Annotated in this window: 18 protein-coding genes; 11 read left to right on the top strand and 7 right to left on the bottom strand. The window is 70.3% G+C overall.

The features are described 5' to 3' along the window. Positions 1–15 precede the first annotated feature (15 nt). The 3 genes from JIX55_RS13615 (at position 16) to JIX55_RS13605 (ending at position 2,145) form a co-directional block, all read left to right on the top strand. A complete protein-coding gene (locus JIX55_RS13615) occupies positions 16–954 on the top strand; it encodes a PAC2 family protein (RefSeq protein ID WP_257563566.1) in 939 nt (312 codons plus the stop codon). A gap of 114 nt (positions 955–1,068) precedes the next feature. Then, positions 1,069–1,698 (top strand): dephospho-CoA kinase, encoded by a 630-nt coding sequence (gene coaE, locus JIX55_RS13610; protein WP_257563565.1) that lies wholly within the window; start codon positions 1,069–1,071, stop codon positions 1,696–1,698. 66 nt (positions 1,699–1,764) lie between these two features. Beyond that, positions 1,765–2,145 carry a tetratricopeptide repeat protein gene (locus tag JIX55_RS13605; RefSeq protein ID WP_086747400.1) on the top strand — a complete coding sequence of 127 codons (381 nt, stop codon included), beginning with the start codon at positions 1,765–1,767 and terminating at the stop codon, positions 2,143–2,145. 22 nt (positions 2,146–2,167) lie between these two features. Here JIX55_RS13605 and JIX55_RS13600 read toward each other — a convergent pair whose 3' ends face one another. Beyond that, the gene (locus JIX55_RS13600; protein WP_257563564.1) at positions 2,168–2,434 is read right to left on the bottom strand and encodes a DUF6343 family protein; all 267 of its coding nucleotides are present in this window, start codon (positions 2,432–2,434) and stop codon (positions 2,168–2,170) included. Positions 2,435–2,554: 120 nt separating this feature from the next. Here JIX55_RS13600 and JIX55_RS13595 point away from each other — a divergent pair, with 120 nt between their 5' ends. The 3 genes from JIX55_RS13595 to JIX55_RS13585 all read left to right on the top strand — a co-directional run bounded on the left by JIX55_RS13595 (position 2,555) and on the right by JIX55_RS13585 (position 4,972). Then, positions 2,555–3,544, top strand: coding sequence for an acyltransferase domain-containing protein (locus JIX55_RS13595; protein ID WP_257563563.1), 990 nt, complete (start codon positions 2,555–2,557; stop codon positions 3,542–3,544). 97 nt (positions 3,545–3,641) lie between these two features. Then, positions 3,642–4,334 carry a class I SAM-dependent methyltransferase gene (locus JIX55_RS13590; RefSeq protein ID WP_257563562.1) on the top strand — a complete coding sequence of 231 codons (693 nt, stop codon included), beginning with the start codon at positions 3,642–3,644 and terminating at the stop codon, positions 4,332–4,334. Positions 4,335–4,501: 167 nt separating this feature from the next. After that, on the top strand, positions 4,502–4,972 hold the full coding sequence (locus JIX55_RS13585; protein WP_257563561.1) for a DoxX family protein: 471 nt from the start codon (positions 4,502–4,504) through the stop codon (positions 4,970–4,972). Between the two features lie 106 nt (positions 4,973–5,078). Here JIX55_RS13585 and JIX55_RS13580 read toward each other — a convergent pair whose 3' ends face one another. Further along, positions 5,079–5,594 carry an RNA-binding S4 domain-containing protein gene (locus JIX55_RS13580; protein ID WP_257563560.1) on the bottom strand — a complete coding sequence of 172 codons (516 nt, stop codon included), beginning with the start codon at positions 5,592–5,594 and terminating at the stop codon, positions 5,079–5,081. A 64-nt stretch (positions 5,595–5,658) separates the two neighbouring features. Here JIX55_RS13580 and JIX55_RS13575 point away from each other — a divergent pair, with 64 nt between their 5' ends. Both JIX55_RS13575 and pip read left to right on the top strand, forming a co-directional pair. Then, positions 5,659–6,408 carry a uracil-DNA glycosylase gene (locus JIX55_RS13575; RefSeq protein WP_257563559.1) on the top strand — a complete coding sequence of 250 codons (750 nt, stop codon included), beginning with the start codon at positions 5,659–5,661 and terminating at the stop codon, positions 6,406–6,408. A 65-nt stretch (positions 6,409–6,473) separates the two neighbouring features. After that, on the top strand, positions 6,474–7,436 hold the full coding sequence (gene pip, locus JIX55_RS13570) for a prolyl aminopeptidase (RefSeq protein WP_257563558.1): 963 nt from the start codon (positions 6,474–6,476) through the stop codon (positions 7,434–7,436). A gap of 40 nt (positions 7,437–7,476) precedes the next feature. Here pip and JIX55_RS13565 read toward each other — a convergent pair whose 3' ends face one another. Then, positions 7,477–8,952, bottom strand: a complete 1,476-nt coding sequence (locus tag JIX55_RS13565; RefSeq protein ID WP_257563557.1) for a LamG domain-containing protein — start codon at positions 8,950–8,952, stop codon at positions 7,477–7,479. Between the two features lie 109 nt (positions 8,953–9,061). After that, positions 9,062–9,754 (bottom strand): GntR family transcriptional regulator, encoded by a 693-nt coding sequence (locus tag JIX55_RS13560; RefSeq protein ID WP_257563556.1) that lies wholly within the window; start codon positions 9,752–9,754, stop codon positions 9,062–9,064. A gap of 209 nt (positions 9,755–9,963) precedes the next feature. Between JIX55_RS13560 and JIX55_RS13555 the strand changes: the two genes are divergently transcribed. Together JIX55_RS13555 and JIX55_RS13550 are read left to right on the top strand one after the other, a co-directional pair. Next, entirely contained in the window at positions 9,964–11,469 is a 1,506-nt protein-coding gene (locus JIX55_RS13555) for an NCS1 family nucleobase:cation symporter-1 (protein ID WP_257563555.1), read from the top strand. Positions 11,470–11,471: 2 nt separating this feature from the next. Next, complete coding sequence (locus JIX55_RS13550) at positions 11,472–12,188, top strand: aspartate/glutamate racemase family protein (RefSeq protein ID WP_257563554.1); 717 nt, start codon at positions 11,472–11,474, stop codon at positions 12,186–12,188. Between the two features lie 132 nt (positions 12,189–12,320). On the opposite strand, the gene JIX55_RS13545 is transcribed toward JIX55_RS13550, so the two are convergent. The 3 genes from JIX55_RS13545 to JIX55_RS13535 form a co-directional block, all read right to left on the bottom strand. After that, on the bottom strand, positions 12,321–12,725 hold the full coding sequence (locus JIX55_RS13545) for a RidA family protein (RefSeq protein WP_257563553.1): 405 nt from the start codon (positions 12,723–12,725) through the stop codon (positions 12,321–12,323). A gap of 154 nt (positions 12,726–12,879) precedes the next feature. Beyond that, entirely contained in the window at positions 12,880–13,890 is a 1,011-nt protein-coding gene (locus tag JIX55_RS13540; protein WP_257563552.1) for a GNAT family N-acetyltransferase, read from the bottom strand. 64 nt (positions 13,891–13,954) lie between these two features. Further along, positions 13,955–14,602, bottom strand: a complete 648-nt coding sequence (locus JIX55_RS13535) for a hypothetical protein (RefSeq protein WP_257563551.1) — start codon at positions 14,600–14,602, stop codon at positions 13,955–13,957. 760 nt (positions 14,603–15,362) lie between these two features. Between JIX55_RS13535 and JIX55_RS13525 the strand changes: the two genes are divergently transcribed. Further along, entirely contained in the window at positions 15,363–16,094 is a 732-nt protein-coding gene (locus tag JIX55_RS13525) for a DUF7873 family protein (RefSeq protein ID WP_257563550.1), read from the top strand. Positions 16,095–16,631 lie beyond the last annotated feature (537 nt).

Raw genomic sequence — 16,631 nt, 5'->3', positions numbered from 1 at the left:
GGAGGAGCGGTCACAGTGCTTGATCCGCAGGGTTTGTACGCATGGGAGCCGAAGGGCCTGGCAGTCGTCGACATGGCGCTCGCCCAGGAGTCGGCGGGACTTGTCATGCTCTACCACTTCGACGGATACATCGACGCGGGTGAGACGGGCGACCAGATCGTCGACCGGCTCCTCGGCTCACTGCCCCACCAGGTGGTGGCCCGCTTCGACCACGACCGGCTCGTGGACTACCGGGCGCGGCGCCCACTGCTGACGTTCAAGCGCGACCGCTGGACCGACTACGAGGAGCCGACGCTGGACGTCCGGCTCGTCCAGGACGCCACCGGAGCACCCTTCCTGCTGCTGTCGGGCCCCGAGCCGGACGTGGAGTGGGAGCGCTTCGCGGCCGCCGTCCAGCAGATCGTGGAGCGGCTCGGCGTGCGCCTCTCGGTGAACTTCCACGGCATCCCCATGGGCGTCCCGCACACCCGCCCGGTCGGCCTCACCCCGCACGGCAACCGGGCCGAGCTGGTGCCCGGCCACCGCAGCCCCTTCGAGGAGGCCCAGGTGCCCGGCAGCGCCGAGGCGCTCGTGGAGTACCGCCTCATGGAGGCCGGACAGGACGTGCTGGGCGTCGCCGCGCACGTGCCGCACTACATCGCCCGCTCGCCCTACCCCGACGCCGCCCTGACCGTCCTGGAGGCCGTCACGGCCGCCACCGGTCTGGTGCTGCCCTCCGTCGCGCACTCCCTGCGTACGGAGGCGCACCGCACGCAGACCGAGATCGACCGGCAGATCCGGGAGGGCGACGAGGAGCTGGTCGCTCTCGTACAGGGCCTCGAGCACCAGTACGACGCTGCTGCGGGCGCCGAGACGCGGGGCAACATGCTCGCCGAGCCCGTCGAGATCCCGTCCGCGGACGAGATCGGGCGCGAGTTCGAGAAGTTCCTGGCGGAGCGGGAGGGCGAGGGCTGAGCCCTTCCGAGCCCGCCTCCGCAGCCGTGGGAGGTCCTGAATTCAGAGCTGGGGGAGGCCTGGAAATCGGGGCCTCCCCCAGGCGTGTCCGTGGCAGGGCCTAAGCTGCCGTGCATGCTGAAAGTGGGTCTCACCGGCGGTATCGGCGCCGGCAAGAGCGAGGTGTCGCGGCTGCTCGTGGAGCACGGCGCCGTGCTGATCGACGCGGACCGGATCGCACGCGAGGTCGTCGCCCCCGGCACCCCGGGGCTTGCGGCGGTCGTCGAGACCTTCGGTGAGGACGTTCTCGCGCCGGACGGCAGCCTGGACCGCCCCAAGCTGGGCTCCATCGTGTTCGCGGACCCGGCCGAGCTCGCCGCGCTGAACGCGATCGTGCACCCCCTGGTGGGCGCCCGCTCCAGGGAGCTGGAGAACTCCGCCGCCGAGGACGCCGTCGTCATCCACGACGTACCCCTGCTCACCGAGAACGGCCTCGCCCCGCTGTACGACCTCGTGGTCGTCGTGGACGCCGCCCCCGAGACCCAGCTCGACCGCCTCGTACGCCTGCGCGGCATGACGGAGGAGGACGCACGCGCGCGCATGGCCGCCCAGGCGACCCGCGAGAAGCGCCTGGAGATCGCGGACATCGTCATCGACAACGACGTACCCCTGGAAGACCTGCGCCGACGGGTGCGGGACGTATGGACGGATCTCACTCATCGGGCACACACGTCCCGGGAGCGATCCGAACAATCACAGGAGTAGAACACTCACAGGAATAGCGGGCTCTCAGGGTGCGTTGAACCGTCGCAGCAAGGGAAGGACTCAGCCGTGCCCGAGACCAGCGGTTCCACCGGACGTACCCCGGAGACGCACGTCATCGACTTCCGCGCCGCCGAGCAGCTGCTCGCCGCGCGCGATCCGCGGGGCGCGGTCAAGCTGCTCGACCGAGTCATAGCCGAGCACCCCGAGAACACGGCGGCCCGGCTGCTGCGCGCCCGCGCCTTCTTCGCGGCGGCCCAACTGCGGCCCGCCGAGCTGGAGTTCACCATCGTCCTGGAGCGCGAGCCGGACAACGCGTTCGCGCACTTCGCCCTGGCCCGCACCTATCAGCGCCAGGCCCGCGACGACCAGGCCAAACGCCACTTCCGGCTCGCCGCGGCCCTCGACCCGAACCCGCAGTACCTGGAAGCGGCACGGTTCGACTCCTGACGGCCTCCGGCGCCCTCGACCCCTACGGGTGGCGGTGCCTCGGCGGCTGGTACGGCGGGATGTCGCGGCCCGGCTGGTAGTGCGGACCCTGGTGGATGTGGCGAAGGATCATCGCCAGGTCGACCGTGACGATCAGTGACAGCACACCACAGGCGATGGCCCAGCCGGGGCGGCCGGCGAGAGCGAAGGCCGCTGTCCCGGCGATCGCCCAGATCAGACCCCAGACGCTCAGCCAGAGACGCATCCGCAGGGCACTGCGCGCTGTCCTCGGTTCACTGCCGGTACGCATAGGGATCGCCGCTCCTGCTCGTCCTATTGGTCCTACTCCTCCTACTCGTCCTACTCGGAAACGTACTCTCCGGCCCGTACGTTCTCCAGAAGACCGGTGTGGTGGGCGGGGGAGGCAACGGTGCTGCTGGACGCGCTGCGAGCGGACGAGAAGCTCGCCGACTGGCTGAAGAGCCTGGAGGAGGGCGAGGACGCCCCGGGAATGGAGGCGCGGCTGCCGGACGCCGACGACCTGCTCGATGTGCTGGTGGACCTCGCCGTGCCGTACGAGGACATCAACGACCTGATCGCCCTGCGCCGGGCGCTGGCTGACGACGAGAGTGCGACCTGGCTGCTCGGGCGGTGCGTCGGTGGCCTCGTCCGGGACATGGGGAAGATCGGCAAGGGGCTGAGACTCCTGCCGCTCCCCCTGGAGTCGGGCCCGCTCGGCCGCTACTTCCATGTGTACGTCTTCGCCGCGGCCCTGCCGTACGTACGCGCGTACCATCGCCGGCGCGGCATCGCCGACGACATCTCCCGGCGCACCCTCGCGGATCTCGGCCGCGGCCTGGTGCTGCACCGCCGGCGGTACGGCGTGGGCGGGCTGGTGGCGCCGACCTGGTTCTCGCTCCACTTCCACGGGGAGCTGTTGCAGCTCGGCCGGCTGCAGTACCAGCGGTCACGTGTGAGTGGACGGGAAGGAGTCGCGCTGGCAGCGGCCGGCCTTGAGCTACGGCCCGGAGATCCATGCCTCGACCTGCACATACCCGACTACGCGGGGCCCCTGACCCCGGAAGCGTGCGACCGGTCGCTGGCGCTGGCCCGCGACTTCTTCGCGCGTCACTTCCCGGAAGAGCGCTACACGGCGGGCTGCTGCCACTCCTGGCTCCTGGACCCGCAGCTGAAGAGGTATCTGCCGGCGGGCTCCAACATCGTCCGGTTCCAGGAGCGGTTCCGGATCGCCTGCGGCACCAGCGAACCCGCGGACGAGTTGCCGATTCGCTTCGTCTTCGGGGATCCGGACCTGCCGGTGGAGACGCTGCCGCGCCGGACGAGTCTCGAGCGGACCGTGGTCGACCATCTGCGGACCGGTGGGCACTGGTACAGCGGGCACGGGTGGTTCACGTGGTGAGGTGCGATCGACACCATTGACTCAAGGGCACGCAGGTTCACTCTATCGGGTGACGCTTGAGAGGAACGGCCCGTGTCCGCCCGGCCGTTGGACGGATATGAGCATTCAGATGCGTGAGGGATACGAGGGGACCGGACCCGGCGCGATCACCCCGGACGGCTGCGCGGTCGAGCTGTACTCGCGGCTGCCGGTGGGGGACGAACCGGAGGTGATCGCGGGCATCGCGCCCGCGGGTGCGCGCATTCTCGAACTGGGTAGCGGGGTGGGCCGCATGACCCACCCACTGATCGAGCGGGGATTCACCGTCACGGCCGTCGACGAGTCGGCGGAGATGCTGGAGCGGGTGCGCGGGGCCCGCACGATATGCGGCCCGATCGAGGAACTCGATCTGGGCGAGAAGTTCGACGTGGTGCTGCTCGCGTCGTTCCTCGTCCACACCGGGGACCCCGAGGTGCGGCGCGGCCTGCTCGCGACCTGTCTGCGGCATGTCGCGGACGACGGCTTCGTGCTGATCCAGCGCGAGGGAGAGGACTACCACACGAACGTGCCCCGGGAGCGGGTCGACCCCCGAGGCTTCACCATCCGCATCGTCTCGACAGAACCGGTCGGCGACGGGGTCAATGCGGTGCGCGCGGAGTACGTCTTCCCGGACGGCGAGTGGACCCAGACGTTCCGGGCGCGGCCGCTGACCAAGGAGCAGTTCGAGGAGGCGCTGGGGGAGGCGGGGCTCAAGGTGGACCGGTATCTGACGGAGGACCGGGTCTGGGTGAAGGTGGTGCCGGCGGGCTGAGCGGCTGACGGCGGAGCACGCGCTGACGGGGGAGTGAGGGGCTGACGGGGGTTGAGGGGGAGTCAGAGATTTCGGCGCCGATTTCCGGCGGACAGCGATGAGTTCGGAGCAGTCGCCCGGTCTACCTCTGTGACAGCAATACGGAACCGCTTCACACAGGAGATCCCATGTCCGAGACCACCGCTCCCGTCACCCGCGTCGCGTCCGTCTCCTGCTCGGCCGCGCCCGCCGCCGGCACGAAGGGCACCGCTCGCAGCAAGGGCGCACGGATCTCGCTGCGCGCGCTGCAGATCGTGCTCGCGCTGTTCTACGCGTTCGCGAGCGCGCTGCCCAAGCTGATCGCGCACCCGTCGGCCGTCGAGTCCTTCGACACGCTCGGCTGGGGAAGCGCGGGGATGTACACCATCGGTGCGCTCGAACTGGCGGGTGCCATCGGACTGTTGATCCCCGCGCTGGCCTCGGTCGCGGCTGGGGCGCTGAGCGCGCTGATGGTGGGAGCGTTCATCACACAGATCACCGCCTTCGAGGGGGAGTACGCGGCGACACCGCTCATCCTGATCGTCCCGCTCGCTCTGATCGCCTGGGCTCGACGCCAGGACGTGGCCGGACCGGTACGGCTGGTGCGACGGGAGGCGTGACCGCTGCGGCCATACTTGCGCGGCCGGGCATCGCCGAGGGGCTTCCCGACGACTACCGGGAAGCCCCTCGGCGATGCCCACCGCCTACCTGGGGCCCTTCGTGGGCCTACGTGGCGCGGCGGTGGCGCTCGGCGTTCGCGGCCTCGGCCAGGCCTCGGAGGCGTTCCAGGTCGCGGCGGTCGCGTTTGGTGGGGCGGCCGGTGCCGCGGTCACGGATGCCGGCGGGGGCGGTGGCCTCGCGGGGCGGGGGCGGCGGGGAGTTGTCGACGTAGCACTCGGCGGCGACGGGCGCGCCGACCCGCTTGCGGATCAGACGCTTGACGACGACGATCCGCTCGTGGCCCCCGGCCTGGCGGAGCCGTACCTCGTCGCCGACGCGCACCGCGTACGCGGGCTTGACACGTTCGCCGTTGACGCGGACGTGGCCGCCCCGGCAGGCGGTGGCGCCCATCGAGCGGGTCTTGACCAGACGGACGGACCAGATCCAGCTGTCGATGCGCACGGTCTCGCCGCTCGTGGGGCGGGCGGCCTCGGCAGCTGCCGCCGCCGGGTCGGAAGCCCGGTTCGTGGTGCCCGGACCGCTCGCCCGCTCCTCCATACCTTCCGTATCTTCAGAAGCCATGCCTCGACCTTAGCTCTCCAGTAGGCCGCCTCGGGGAGGCGATCACCGGACGTACCGTGGAGGCATGGGCAGCGACAGAGGCGGTGACAGCGGCAACGGCGGTGGAGGCGGGGGCGGTGGCACAGGGCTGGCCGCGCTCGATGCGCGGATCACCGGGTGCCGGGCCTGCCCGCGGCTGGTCGAGTGGCGGGAAGAGGTGGCGCGCACCAGGCGGGCCGCGTTCGCCGACCAGGAGTACTGGGGGCGGCCGGTGCCCGGGTTCGGGCCGCCCGACGCGGCGCTGCTGATCGTCGGGCTCGCCCCCGCCGCGCACGGCGCGAACCGGACCGGGCGCATGTTCACCGGCGACCGATCTGGCGACGTGCTGTACGCGGCGCTGCACGATGTGGGCCTGGCCTCGCGCGGCACGGCGGTCGCCATCGACGACGGACTGGAGCTGTACGGCGTACGGATCACCTCGCCCGTGCACTGCGCGCCGCCCGCCAACAAGCCGACCCCGGAGGAACGGAACACCTGCCGGCCCTGGCTGGTCCGGGAGCTGGAGCTCCTGCGACCGACGCTGCGGGCAGTGATCGTGCTCGGGGCCTTCGGCTGGCAGGCCACGCTGCCCGCGCTCACCGAGGCCGGCTGGCACGTGCCCCGGCCGCGACCAGCCTTCGGCCACGGCACCCAGGTACCGCTCGACGGGCTCGACCTCTTCGGCTGCTTCCACGTGAGCCAGCGCAACACCTTCACCGGCCGGCTGACCCCCGCCATGCTGCGTGAGGTCCTGTGTACGGCGGCGGAGTCCGCAGGGCTGAGCGTCATGTCGTAAGCAGGGCTCGGGGCCCGGCGGAAAAGCGGCTGCCGACGCCGTCGTACGCCGGTTAGGGTCGCGCAATGCCCATCTATCCGGAGATCGAACCGTACGACCACGGCATGCTCGACGTCGGGGACGGCAACCGCGTGTACTGGGAGGTCTGCGGGAATCCGCGGGGCAGGCCCGCGGTCGTGCTGCACGGCGGGCCGGGGTCCGGGGCGGGCGCGTGGTTCCGGCGGCTCTTCGACCCCGAGGCGTACCGGATCGTGCTGCTCGACCAGCGCGGCTGCGGGCGTTCGACGCCGCCGGCGAGCGCGTACGAGACCGACATGAGCGTCAATACGACGGATCGTCTGATCGCCGATCTGGAGCTGCTGCGGCGGCACCTCGGGGTCGGCCGGTGGCTGGTGTGGGGCGTGTCGTGGGGGTCCGTGCTGGGGCTGCGGTACGCGCAGACGCATCCGCAGGCCGTGACCGAGCTGGTCCTCACCGGTGTCGCCACGGGTTCCGACGCGGAAGTCGCCCTGCTGACCAGGGGACTCGGACAGTTCTGGCCGGAAGCCTTCGATCGGTTCCTGGCCGAGCTGCCCGAGGACGAGCGCGACGGGAACCTGGCGGCCGCGTACAACCGGCTGCTCGAGTCGCCCGACGAGGCGGTGCGCGAGCGGGCCGCGCGGGCCTGGACCGACTGGGAGACGGCCATCGCGGCGCAGCCGCCCCGCTCCGTGCCGCGCTACGAGGACCCGGTCTTCCGCTACGCCTTCGCCCGCACCGTCACCCACTACTGGGGCAACGACCACTTCCTCGGCGAGGGCGACGAGGACGGTGTCGTCCTGCGCGACGCGCCCCTGCTCAAAGGCATCCCGGGCACCCTGGTCCAGGGCAGCCTCGACCCCGGCAACCTCCTCGGCATCGTCTGGCGCCTCCACCACGCCTGGCCCGGCAGCGAGTTGGTCCTCATCGACGACGTGGGACACAACGCGGGTGCGCCGGACATGGCGGAGGCGCTGGTGGAGGCGACGGACAAGTACGCCAAGGGCTGAGTGGCGTGAAGGGCGCCGGACGTATGCCCGGGGCCGGGCGTCAGACGACGCGGGCCGCCGAGATGGGGCGTGCGGTGACGTCGTAGTCCTTCGACGCGCCGTAGGAGCTCCAGCGGTAGCGGGAGAACTCGCCCGTGGTGTCCGAGGCGTAGAACATCATGTGGCCGATGCCGACGCCGGTGAAGTCCTCCCCGTCGACGTTGCTGACCATGCGGGTGTCCGGATGCGTGGTGGCGCTGGGCTGCCCGTACACGCCGTGCGGGGCGGAGGTCATGTCGACGACCTCGACGGCGTACTGCGTCTCGCCGCTGCGCACGCCCGTCCCGGTGTACACGCCCTTGACCTGCCGGACCAGCACGATGTGCCCGGTGTTGTCGGGGTCGCTGCCGTTGTAGTCGACTGCGATGAGGTCGCCCGGCTGCAGGTCGGCGACCTTGCGGATGCGCTGGAAGTGCGGGCCGCCGGTGCCGTCGGTGAAGGCCTTGCGATAGTCGGCGGCCTCGGGGATGCCGTCCTGGAAGTACTGCCTGAAGTACTCGACGGTGGCCCAGCCGTAGGTGTGCCGGAGCACCCAGGTGATGAAGGAGGAGCAGCGGGCGCGGGCGATCCAGCTGGTCAGGTCGTCGGGTGTGCCCCAGGTGACCGTCGACGAGGCGCCCACGAGGTAGACGTTGTTGTCCTTGGCCGTGAGCCCGCTGATGATCGAGATCTCGTCGGCGGAGAGCGCGCGGCCGTAGGCCCGTACGTCGTCGATGGCGCCCTTGAAGCGGTTCACCGGGGCGCCGTCCCACTTGGCGCGGCCTATGTTGAAGCCCTGCGTCGCGGCCCAGGACAGGGTGGTGGCGGCGCTGCCCTCCAGTCGGCCGTTCACGTACAGGTGGACCCGCGTGCCGTCCCACACTCCGGTCAGATGTGTCCAGACCCCGGGCTCGGCGGCGGTGGTGGCGACGGCCGAGACCTTGGCGCTCTGGTCCTCGCTGCGCACCTTGAACGCCCAAGTGGAGAACTCCGGGTCGTACTGGAGCAGAAAGCGGCTGGCGGACGTGCCGTCCTGGCTGACCGCGGTGTACATGGTGTCCGGCTTGGCCGGGGAGTCGGCGTCGTCCGACAGGCGCACCCAGGCAGAGACCGTGAACGGGGCCGTCGTGTCGAGGACGGAGGTCGTCGCCGCGTACGCGTTCGACGTGCCGTCGAAGCTCAGGTCGCCGCCGGCGCGCAGGGCCGACCAGTCCGCGCCGGAGCCGAGGGTGACGGGGCGGCCGCGGCCGGAGCGGTCGGCGCCCGTGCCGTCCAGGGGCCAGTGCCCGATGAGGCCGCCCGGCAGATAGCCGGACGCCAGGAGACGCTGGTAGTGCACCATCCGCTCGGCCTCGGCCAGATGCGGTGCCGTGACGGGGGTGAACGGAGTGTTGAGCGGTGCGTCGGCCGCGGCGGTGCCCGCGCTCCCCGCCACTCCCGTGAACGCCCCCACGCCCACGATCGCCGCTCCGCTCAACAGCCCACGTCTGCTGACCATGCTCACTTCCCAACTGCCTGAATGCCTGCCTGAGTTGACGGTCGGCAGAGTGTAGGCAGAGCGGTGCTCACGGTTCACCAGGGTTTAGGGCGATGTCGTCTCACGGTGCTCAGGCGATGTCGTCGCCGTCGTCGCCGTCCTCGCCGAACAGGTGCCGCACCGTCGACCGGTAGTTGGTGCGGACGTGGGTGAGCGCGTGGCTGCGGGCGCGGTCCGGGTCGCCGGAGGCGATGGCCTCGTACAACTCACGGTGTTCTGTGAGGAGTTGGGACCACTCGGTGTTGCGGCGGGTGAGCCAGCGCAGGCGGCCGTCGACCGGTTCCATGACGGAGATGAGCAGACTGTTGCCGGCCATGGCCAGGACCCGGTCGTGGAAACGGGTGTTGATGTCGGTGATCGTCTCGGCGTCCCCGGCGCGGGTCGCCTCCGCCGCCCGGTCGAGCAGGGCGGACAGCTCCGCCAGGGTCTCCGGGGTGGCGCGGGAGGCGGCGAGCCCGGCGGCGTACACCTCCAGTGCCTCGCGCAGTTCGAAGAGTTCCGCCACGTCGGCCGGGGTGAGGCGGCGGACGACCGTCCGGCGCGGGGTCTCGAAGAGGACGAAGCCCTCGGCGACCAGGGCGCGGATCGCCTCGCGGACCGGCACCCGGGAGACCCCGAAACGGTCGGCCAGCTCGCGCTCCACGAGCCGGTCTCCCGGGCGGAGGCGCCCCGCGATGATGTCCTGCCGCAGGGTGCCCAGGACGCGCTCGCGCACCGCGCCGAGGGGTTCGATCTTCGCTCCTTCCGGAGCCAGGGAGCTCATGGAGCAATCTTCGCCGACTCCGAGGGTGTTTTACGTGGCGTTAACGACAGCGACATCGGTCGGAATGGTTGACGGGAGGACCATGTCGGCAGTTTGGTATACCAAACAACTCGCGAAGTGGTCCTGCTGGTCCCCCACGCCAGTCCCGCACCCGTCGCCGCACCAGTCCCCACCACCCACCCTCGTCTCCTCTCGCTCCCGGAGGCCCCGTGTCCCTCGCCGACAGTGCCGAAGCCACCGGCACCACCGCGTTCGTCCCCGACCCCCGCCTCACCAACGAAGACCTCGCACCCGCCGACAAGCGGAACTGGAAGGTCTTCGACCTCTTCGCCCTGTGGATGTCCGATGTCCACAACCTCGGCAACTACACGTTCGCCGCGGGTCTGCTCGTCCTCGGCATGAACGTCTGGCAGGTCTTCACGTCGCTGCTCGTCGGCTTCGTGATCATCTATGTCGGGATGAACTGGATGGGGAAGATCGGGCAGCACCACGGCGTGCCCTTCCCCGTCGTCAGCCGCATCAGCTTCGGCGTCTGGGGCGCCAACATCCCGGCCATCATCCGGGCCGTGATCGCCATCATGTGGTACGGCATCCAGACCTATCTCGCGTCCGTGGCGGTCAACATCATGCTGCTGGCCGCCTGGCCGGGCCTGGAGTCCTGGACCCACAACTCCTTCCTCGGCCTGCACCAGCTCGGCTGGGTCACCTTCGTCGCCCTCTGGCTCATCCAGGCGCTGATCATCAGCCAGGGCATGGAGTCGGTCCGCAAGTTCCAGGACTTCTGCGGCCCGGCGATCTGGCTGGTCATGATCGCGCTGGCCGTGTGGATCCTCGCCAAGGCCGGCTGGACCATCTCCCTCACCTCGACACCGAACCCGGTCTCCGTCGGCGAGCAGTGGCGGCAGTGGTTCGGCGCGATCGGGCTCGTCCTCGCCACCTACGGCACGCTGATGCTCAACTTCTGCGACTTCTCCCGCTTCGCGCCCGACTACCGCACGGTCAAGCGGGGCAACTTCTGGGGCCTGCCCATCAACTCCACGGCCTTCGTCGTCGTCTCGGTCATCGTCACGGCGGGCTCGATCGAGGTCTTCGGCAAGGCGATCACCGACCCGGCCCACCTCGTCGCCGAGATCGGCAACACCTGGATCCTCGTCCTGGGCGCCCTGACCTTCGCGATCGCCACCATGGGCGTCAACATCGTCGCCAACTTCGTCTCACCGGCGTACGACCTCGCCAACGTCTGGCCGCAGAAGATCACCTTCAAGGTCGGCGGCATGATCAGCACGGTCGCGGCGCTGGTCGTGACCCCGTGGAACCTCTTCTCCAACCCCACCGTCGTGCAGTACTTCCTCGGCGGCCTGGGCGCCTTCCTCGGTCCGCTGTTCGGCGTGATCATGCTCGACTACTTCTGGGTCAAGCGCGGCCGCATCGACGTCGACGAACTCTTCAACGCCGAGCCCGGCTCCCGCTACTACTACCGCAAGGGCGTCAACCCCAAGGCGCTGTGGGCGTTCCTGCCGGCCGCGGCTGTCTCGGCCGTCCTCGCCCTGGTGGGGACCTTCAGCGCGGTCGCCCCGTACTCCTGGTTCATCGGAACGGCGCTGGCCGCCGGGCTGTACGCGGTGCTGTGCCGGGACGAGCGGGCCGCTGAGAACACGGAGAGCACGGAGAGCACGGAGAGCACGATCGCCGAGCCCACCGCAGCGGAGGGCTGAGCGTGCGCATCGTCGTCACCAACTGCAACACCACGCAGGAGATGACCGAGGAGATCGTGCGAGGTGCCCGGGCCGCCGCCGGCCCGGGCACCACCGTGACCGGACTGACTCCCGCCTGGGGTCCCGAATCCGCGGAGGGCTGGCTCGACAGCTACCTCTCGGCCGCCGCCGTCCTCGACACCCTGCGGACCTACGAGGAGCCGTACGACGCCGTCGTCATGGCCGGGTTCGGTGAGCACGGGCGCGAGGGCGCGCGCGAACTGGTGGACGTCCCCGTCGTCGACATCACCGAGGCCGCCGCCCACCTCGCCTGTCTGCTCGGGCGGCGCTACGGCGTCGTCACCACACTCGAACGCTCCTGCGGGCAGATCGAGGACAGCCTGGAGGCCGCCGGGGTGGGCCGCAACTGCGCGGCGATCGTCGGCACCGGGCTCGGCGTCCTCGACCTCGCCGACTCCGACCGCACCAACCGCGCCTTCCTCACCGCCGGGCAGCGGGCCCGGGACGCCGGGGCCGAGGTCCTGGTCCTGGGGTGCGCGGGGATGACCGGGCTGCAGCGGACCGTGGGGGAGAAGCTGGGGGTGCCGGTCGTCGACGGGGTGGGGGCGGCGGTGAAACTCGCCGAGTCGCTGGTGTCGCTGGGGCTGACGACCAGCCGGGCGGGGGGCTATGCGAAGCCGTTGCCCAAGAGGAGGAGCTGGGGGACCGGGGCGCGGTAGGGGGTGCCCCGTCGTCGTTGGCGTCTGCGGGCTTTCGGCCGCTGGGCGTGCCACGCGGCGGAGCCGCAAATCGACACAGCGCCACGTCCTTTGGGGCCGAGGGCGTCCCCGCGTGATCTGCCCTTGGGGACCCTACGGCTCCGGGACCACCGCCGTCGCAGTGATCTCCACCAACTGGCCCGTGTAGCCGAGGCAGGCCACGCCGAGCAGGGTCGACGAGTGGGGGCCGGTGCTGAGGCCGGATGCCTCGACGACGTCCCAGACCGCGGAGAGGACCGAGGGCTCGCCGCTCACGACGTACACGTCGGTCGACACGACGTGTGCGAAGTCGCTGCCCACCGCCCGCAGTTGCTCCCCGAGGTTCGCCAGCACCTGCTCGGCCTGCCGTACCGGATCCCCCTCTCCCACCAGCTTCCCCTCGGCGTCCAGCGGAACGGAACCGGCGAGAAACGCCAGTTTCGTCCCCGCCTCCACGACGGACGCGTGTGAGTAGACGGGCGGCGGAAAGAGGCTGGGGACGGTGGTGCGCTGAATCATGACGGCTCCCAGTAGAGGACAACCTGCCGATCATGTGCATTCCACGCGGCCGAGGCAATCGAATTCCGGGCCGACGCCAGTGCCGCGATCCCAGTGCCCGCGACCTCAGTGCCCGCGACGCCACGGGTGTGACGCCGCTGCGGCAGCGCCGCCGCTATCCCGCCGTCGCCCCGGGCACCACATCACCGTACGGACTGTCCACACGCCATCCCTCCTCTCGTGCCACCCGCTCGAAGATCCCGATCTTGTAGGCGAGCCCCTCCGGCTCCCCGATGTCGCACCACCGTTCCGCCATGGCCCATTCCTCCTCTCCTCGTACCAACGGGCGCCCCCGCACGGCCAGATGCAGGGCCAGCGTCGACCGCGCGTAGAACCGCAGCCGTACGGCGTCACGCTCGTCCGCCGGCCGTACGCTCTCCCCGGTCTCCCGCAGTCGCAGTCGTCCGTCCTCGCTGCTCGCGACGAGGAACGGCACGAGCGTGTCGCCGCAGGCTGTGGCCGCGCCGGAACCGGCGGCCACGGAGAAGGTCAGACGCGCCCCGTCCCCGGCCGCCGTGACTGCCCGGACCTCGTACCTGGGGAGGTACGAGAGGCGGGCGAATCCGAGGGAGTGCTTCCACGAAGTGACCCACAGGCCGCGGTTGAGGTAGTGGCGGACGGACTTCTGCCAGGTCCAGTACGCGTCGAGACGGAACCCGTGCAGGCCTTCCGCGCGGCACGCCTCGTACACCGTGTCCAGCACCGCGGTGGCGAGTCCGCGCCGCCGGGCGACCGGGTGGACGTAGAGCGAGGTGACCAGCAGCGCGCCCGCGCCGATGGGCCAGGTGTCGACGGCGACCGTACCGACGATGCCCGGCCGGGTGCGACGACGGCCGGCCCCGTTGCTGTCCGCACTCTCCGGCTCCCTGATCCAACACCTCCTTCGGTACTCGTCGTCGTTCCGGTACACCCGCCCGTGCGAACCCAGCCGGATCCGTAACTCCCGCTCGCGTGCGGGCGTGAGCGAGTCCGGGTCGACGCACTCGCCGAGGGCGCCCTCGGCGAGTGAGGCGAGATCCCAGTGCCCGAACCGGCGGTCCTCGGCGGGGCCGACAGCCGGGCACAGAAAGGCACCGGCAGACAGGCGTTCGTGCACGCGTTGGGCTTGATCATTTCGCGTTCGCATAGGCCGGAGCGTAGGGACGCCACCGCCTCGACTGCCTGCGCCGGCGACTACTCGACCGCCCGCTTCACTGAAGAGGTGGACCAACTCCTTGATCACGCGCTTGCCTTTCGCACTCCTGTGCAAGGGGCGGGTACGCCTCCGCGATGGCCGCGCAGATCCTCTCCCGCAACAGCGTCGCGGCCTCCGAACGTCCGGAACTCCGCCCGTGGCCGGGCAGTGTCTCCAGGAGCTGGTCGTAGTGGCGGAGACGATGGCGCAGGTAGTCGACCTTCCATGGGTCGAGCGAGGAACGGTCGACGGGACCGTTCACGATCCTCCCGTCACCTCCCGTCCGTCCCCACTCCGCTTCCCTACGGGCCCGGTGCTCCACCGCCCGTAGCGCCAACGTGCCCGGATCCAGGCGGGGCACGTCGATCGGCTCGTTCCTGATCCGCTCCAGGACATCCTCCCTCCGTCGCCGCATCGCGGCCCGTACCGCCTCCGATCGCCGCCCCGAGGACTCCGCAACCGCCCGGAACTCGTCACTCCGCTCGGCCGCCTCGACCCGATCCAGCCGGTACAGCCGCACCCTCGGCGCGTCCCTGAAGCGAGGGTTCACACTGAGCCGGTCCGCCGCCCCGAGCAGCCGATGGACCATCCCACCGGTCCACCCGCGCACCCGCAGCCCGGCCAACGACACATACCGCTGCCCGTCCTCCGCATGACCACCCATCGCACTGCCTCCCCCGTAGCTCCCGGCACGCCTTGGCTCCCCGGCGTCGCGCTTCAGCGCACCCCGAAGACACCCCGACGCATCCCGAAGACCTCTCGATCGTCACTCTCTGTGACGACGATTTCATTCAAGCGCACGCCACTGACAATTGATCGAAGAGGATGGAGGCGGAGTTGCTGGGGCCGAAGCGGTGGCCGAAACGGTGGCCGAGGCGGCGGCTGAACCAGTGGCTGAATTGGTGGGCGTGGAAGCCGTGGCCGGATCAGTCAGTCGGCAGTCGGCAGTCGGCAGTCGGCAGTCGGCAGGCGGTCGTCGAAAGTTGGCAGGCGGCAGGCGGCAGGCGGCAGTTCGTCGGTCGTCGGAAGTTGGTCGCCAGTCGTCCGAGGCCGCGACGGGAGGGGGCTGGCCGGCGAGGATGTCGCCGTCCTGGACGAACTCGGCGCCCGTCGAGAAGGTGGCGTCGGCACGCCATCGCCGCAGCCGCGGCCCAGGGCGCGCACGGCGTGCCGGCGGCGCGCGGTGAGTGGGTGACGAACGAGAAGCGGCTGCTGAGCGGGTGGGGTCGCGGGCGGTCGAAGGGATCATCGTGGGACTGCGCGCGGAACCGTCCGAGCCCGTGCAGAGGGTTTCCGATGTCGAGACGCTCTTCGGGGAGGTCAGGTAAGGCTGAGGGGGAGCAATTCCCCACGGCGAGCCGGGCATGCGCCCCTTACGAATAATCCTTCGAGGAGATCGCACTTCCGCTGTTACCGTCTCCCACGTGGCGAAACTCAATCAGATCATCGCAGTCGAGAAAGGCGTCAAGGCCAAGTCTCATCAGGACCTGACGGCTGCTCATCATGGGCTGCAGAAGCCGGCGTTGCTGGCCGGTATCGCGCGTACGTATCAGCCGAAGGACGAGGAGGGTGAGCAGTTGCCGCCCGAGTCGACTCGGGTGCAGGTGCGGGCGGAGGACGTGTTGCGGGAGACGGCGGGGATTCTCACGCGGCTGTTCGATGTGACCGCCACCAAGGACTGGGCCAACTGCACGGCACGGGCGGATGTGAAGGTCGAGGGGCGGGTGCTCGTCGCCGATGTGCCGGTCGCCTATCTGCTCTTCCTCGAGAAGCAGCTCGGGGAGATCAACACGCTGGTGCGGAAACTGCCCGTGCTCGACGCCTCCGAGGCGTGGGCGCAGGATCCGTCCTCCGATGCCTGGAAGACCGAGGCCGTGCGGACGGTACGGACGAAGAAGGTGCCGCGCAACCATGTGAAGGCCGAGGCGACCGACAAGCACCCCGCTCAGGTGGAGGTGTACTACGAGGACATTCCGGTCGGTTACTGGACCACCGTGAAGTTCTCGGGGGCCCTGCCCGCCCGGCGCGTGAACGAAATCCTCGGTCGCGTCGAGAAGTTGCAGCAGGCCGTGAAGTTCGCGCGGGAGGAAGCGAACGGCGTGGATGTCGTCGACCAGCGGGTCGGGGACGCCGTGTTCGGCTACCTGTTCGGGTAGTCTCACAGACTCCCCGGCCGGCCTGTGTGCCGGACGGGGTGCGCGAGGAGCGCAAGCTGAAGCTGAGGCTTGTCGTGACGGAGCGGTCCGTGCCCGCCAAGGAATTCAGGGACGGGCCGTGATCAATCTCAGACTATTGCTCCAGACTCAGTATTCGCCGCCGATCGTCGCAACGACCGGGCCCAGGCCCCGGGACGTCGAAGTGCCGGTTCAAGTCCGGCCCGCGCAGCTCGATGCGCGGTGGTCCAAAGGCAGGACGCGGCGACATGACGACTGACCTGGGTTCTCAACCGTGGCGGCGTGCCCACATGGGCGGCATCTCAGGGCCCGGGGGCCGGCTACGCCCTCGGGCCCATCTGTTTCCCGAACACTCCCTCTGATCCATCTGTTTCCCGGCCACTCCCTCTGGCCCACCTGTTTCCCGGCCGCGCGCCCGGACCCGCCTGTTTCCCGGCCGCGCGCCCGGACCCGCCTGTTTCCCGGCCGCGCGCCCGGACCCGCCTGTCTCCAGGCCGCGCGCCCGGCCCCCTGTCTCCC

The organism is Streptomyces sp. DSM 40750 (assembly GCF_024612035.1).
In the GTDB taxonomy this organism is placed as follows: Bacteria; Actinomycetota; Actinomycetes; order Streptomycetales; family Streptomycetaceae; genus Streptomyces.
Note: the sequence above shows the minus strand (reverse complement) of the source record. Positions and strands in the feature narration are given on the sequence as shown.

What these genes read in the sequence shown, in the direction of transcription:
- JIX55_RS13600 (WP_257563564.1), bottom strand. Translation starts at nt 2,434, where the DNA reads ATGCGTACCGGCAGTGAACCGAGGACAGCGCGCAGTGCCCTGCGGATG.
- pip (WP_257563558.1), top strand. Translation starts at nt 6,474, where the DNA reads ATGCCCATCTATCCGGAGATCGAACCGTACGACCACGGCATGCTCGAC.
- JIX55_RS13545 (WP_257563553.1), bottom strand. Translation starts at nt 12,725, where the DNA reads ATGATTCAGCGCACCACCGTCCCCAGCCTCTTTCCGCCGCCCGTCTAC.
- JIX55_RS13580 (WP_257563560.1), bottom strand. Translation starts at nt 5,594, where the DNA reads ATGGCTTCTGAAGATACGGAAGGTATGGAGGAGCGGGCGAGCGGTCCG.
- JIX55_RS13585 (WP_257563561.1), top strand. Translation starts at nt 4,502, where the DNA reads ATGTCCGAGACCACCGCTCCCGTCACCCGCGTCGCGTCCGTCTCCTGC.
- JIX55_RS13565 (WP_257563557.1), bottom strand. Translation starts at nt 8,952, where the DNA reads ATGGTCAGCAGACGTGGGCTGTTGAGCGGAGCGGCGATCGTGGGCGTG.
- coaE (WP_257563565.1), top strand. Translation starts at nt 1,069, where the DNA reads ATGCTGAAAGTGGGTCTCACCGGCGGTATCGGCGCCGGCAAGAGCGAG.
- JIX55_RS13560 (WP_257563556.1), bottom strand. Translation starts at nt 9,754, where the DNA reads ATGAGCTCCCTGGCTCCGGAAGGAGCGAAGATCGAACCCCTCGGCGCG.
- JIX55_RS13590 (WP_257563562.1), top strand. Translation starts at nt 3,642, where the DNA reads ATGAGCATTCAGATGCGTGAGGGATACGAGGGGACCGGACCCGGCGCG.
- JIX55_RS13575 (WP_257563559.1), top strand. Translation starts at nt 5,659, where the DNA reads ATGGGCAGCGACAGAGGCGGTGACAGCGGCAACGGCGGTGGAGGCGGG.
- JIX55_RS13540 (WP_257563552.1), bottom strand. Translation starts at nt 13,890, where the DNA reads ATGCGAACGCGAAATGATCAAGCCCAACGCGTGCACGAACGCCTGTCT.
- JIX55_RS13535 (WP_257563551.1), bottom strand. Translation starts at nt 14,602, where the DNA reads ATGGGTGGTCATGCGGAGGACGGGCAGCGGTATGTGTCGTTGGCCGGG.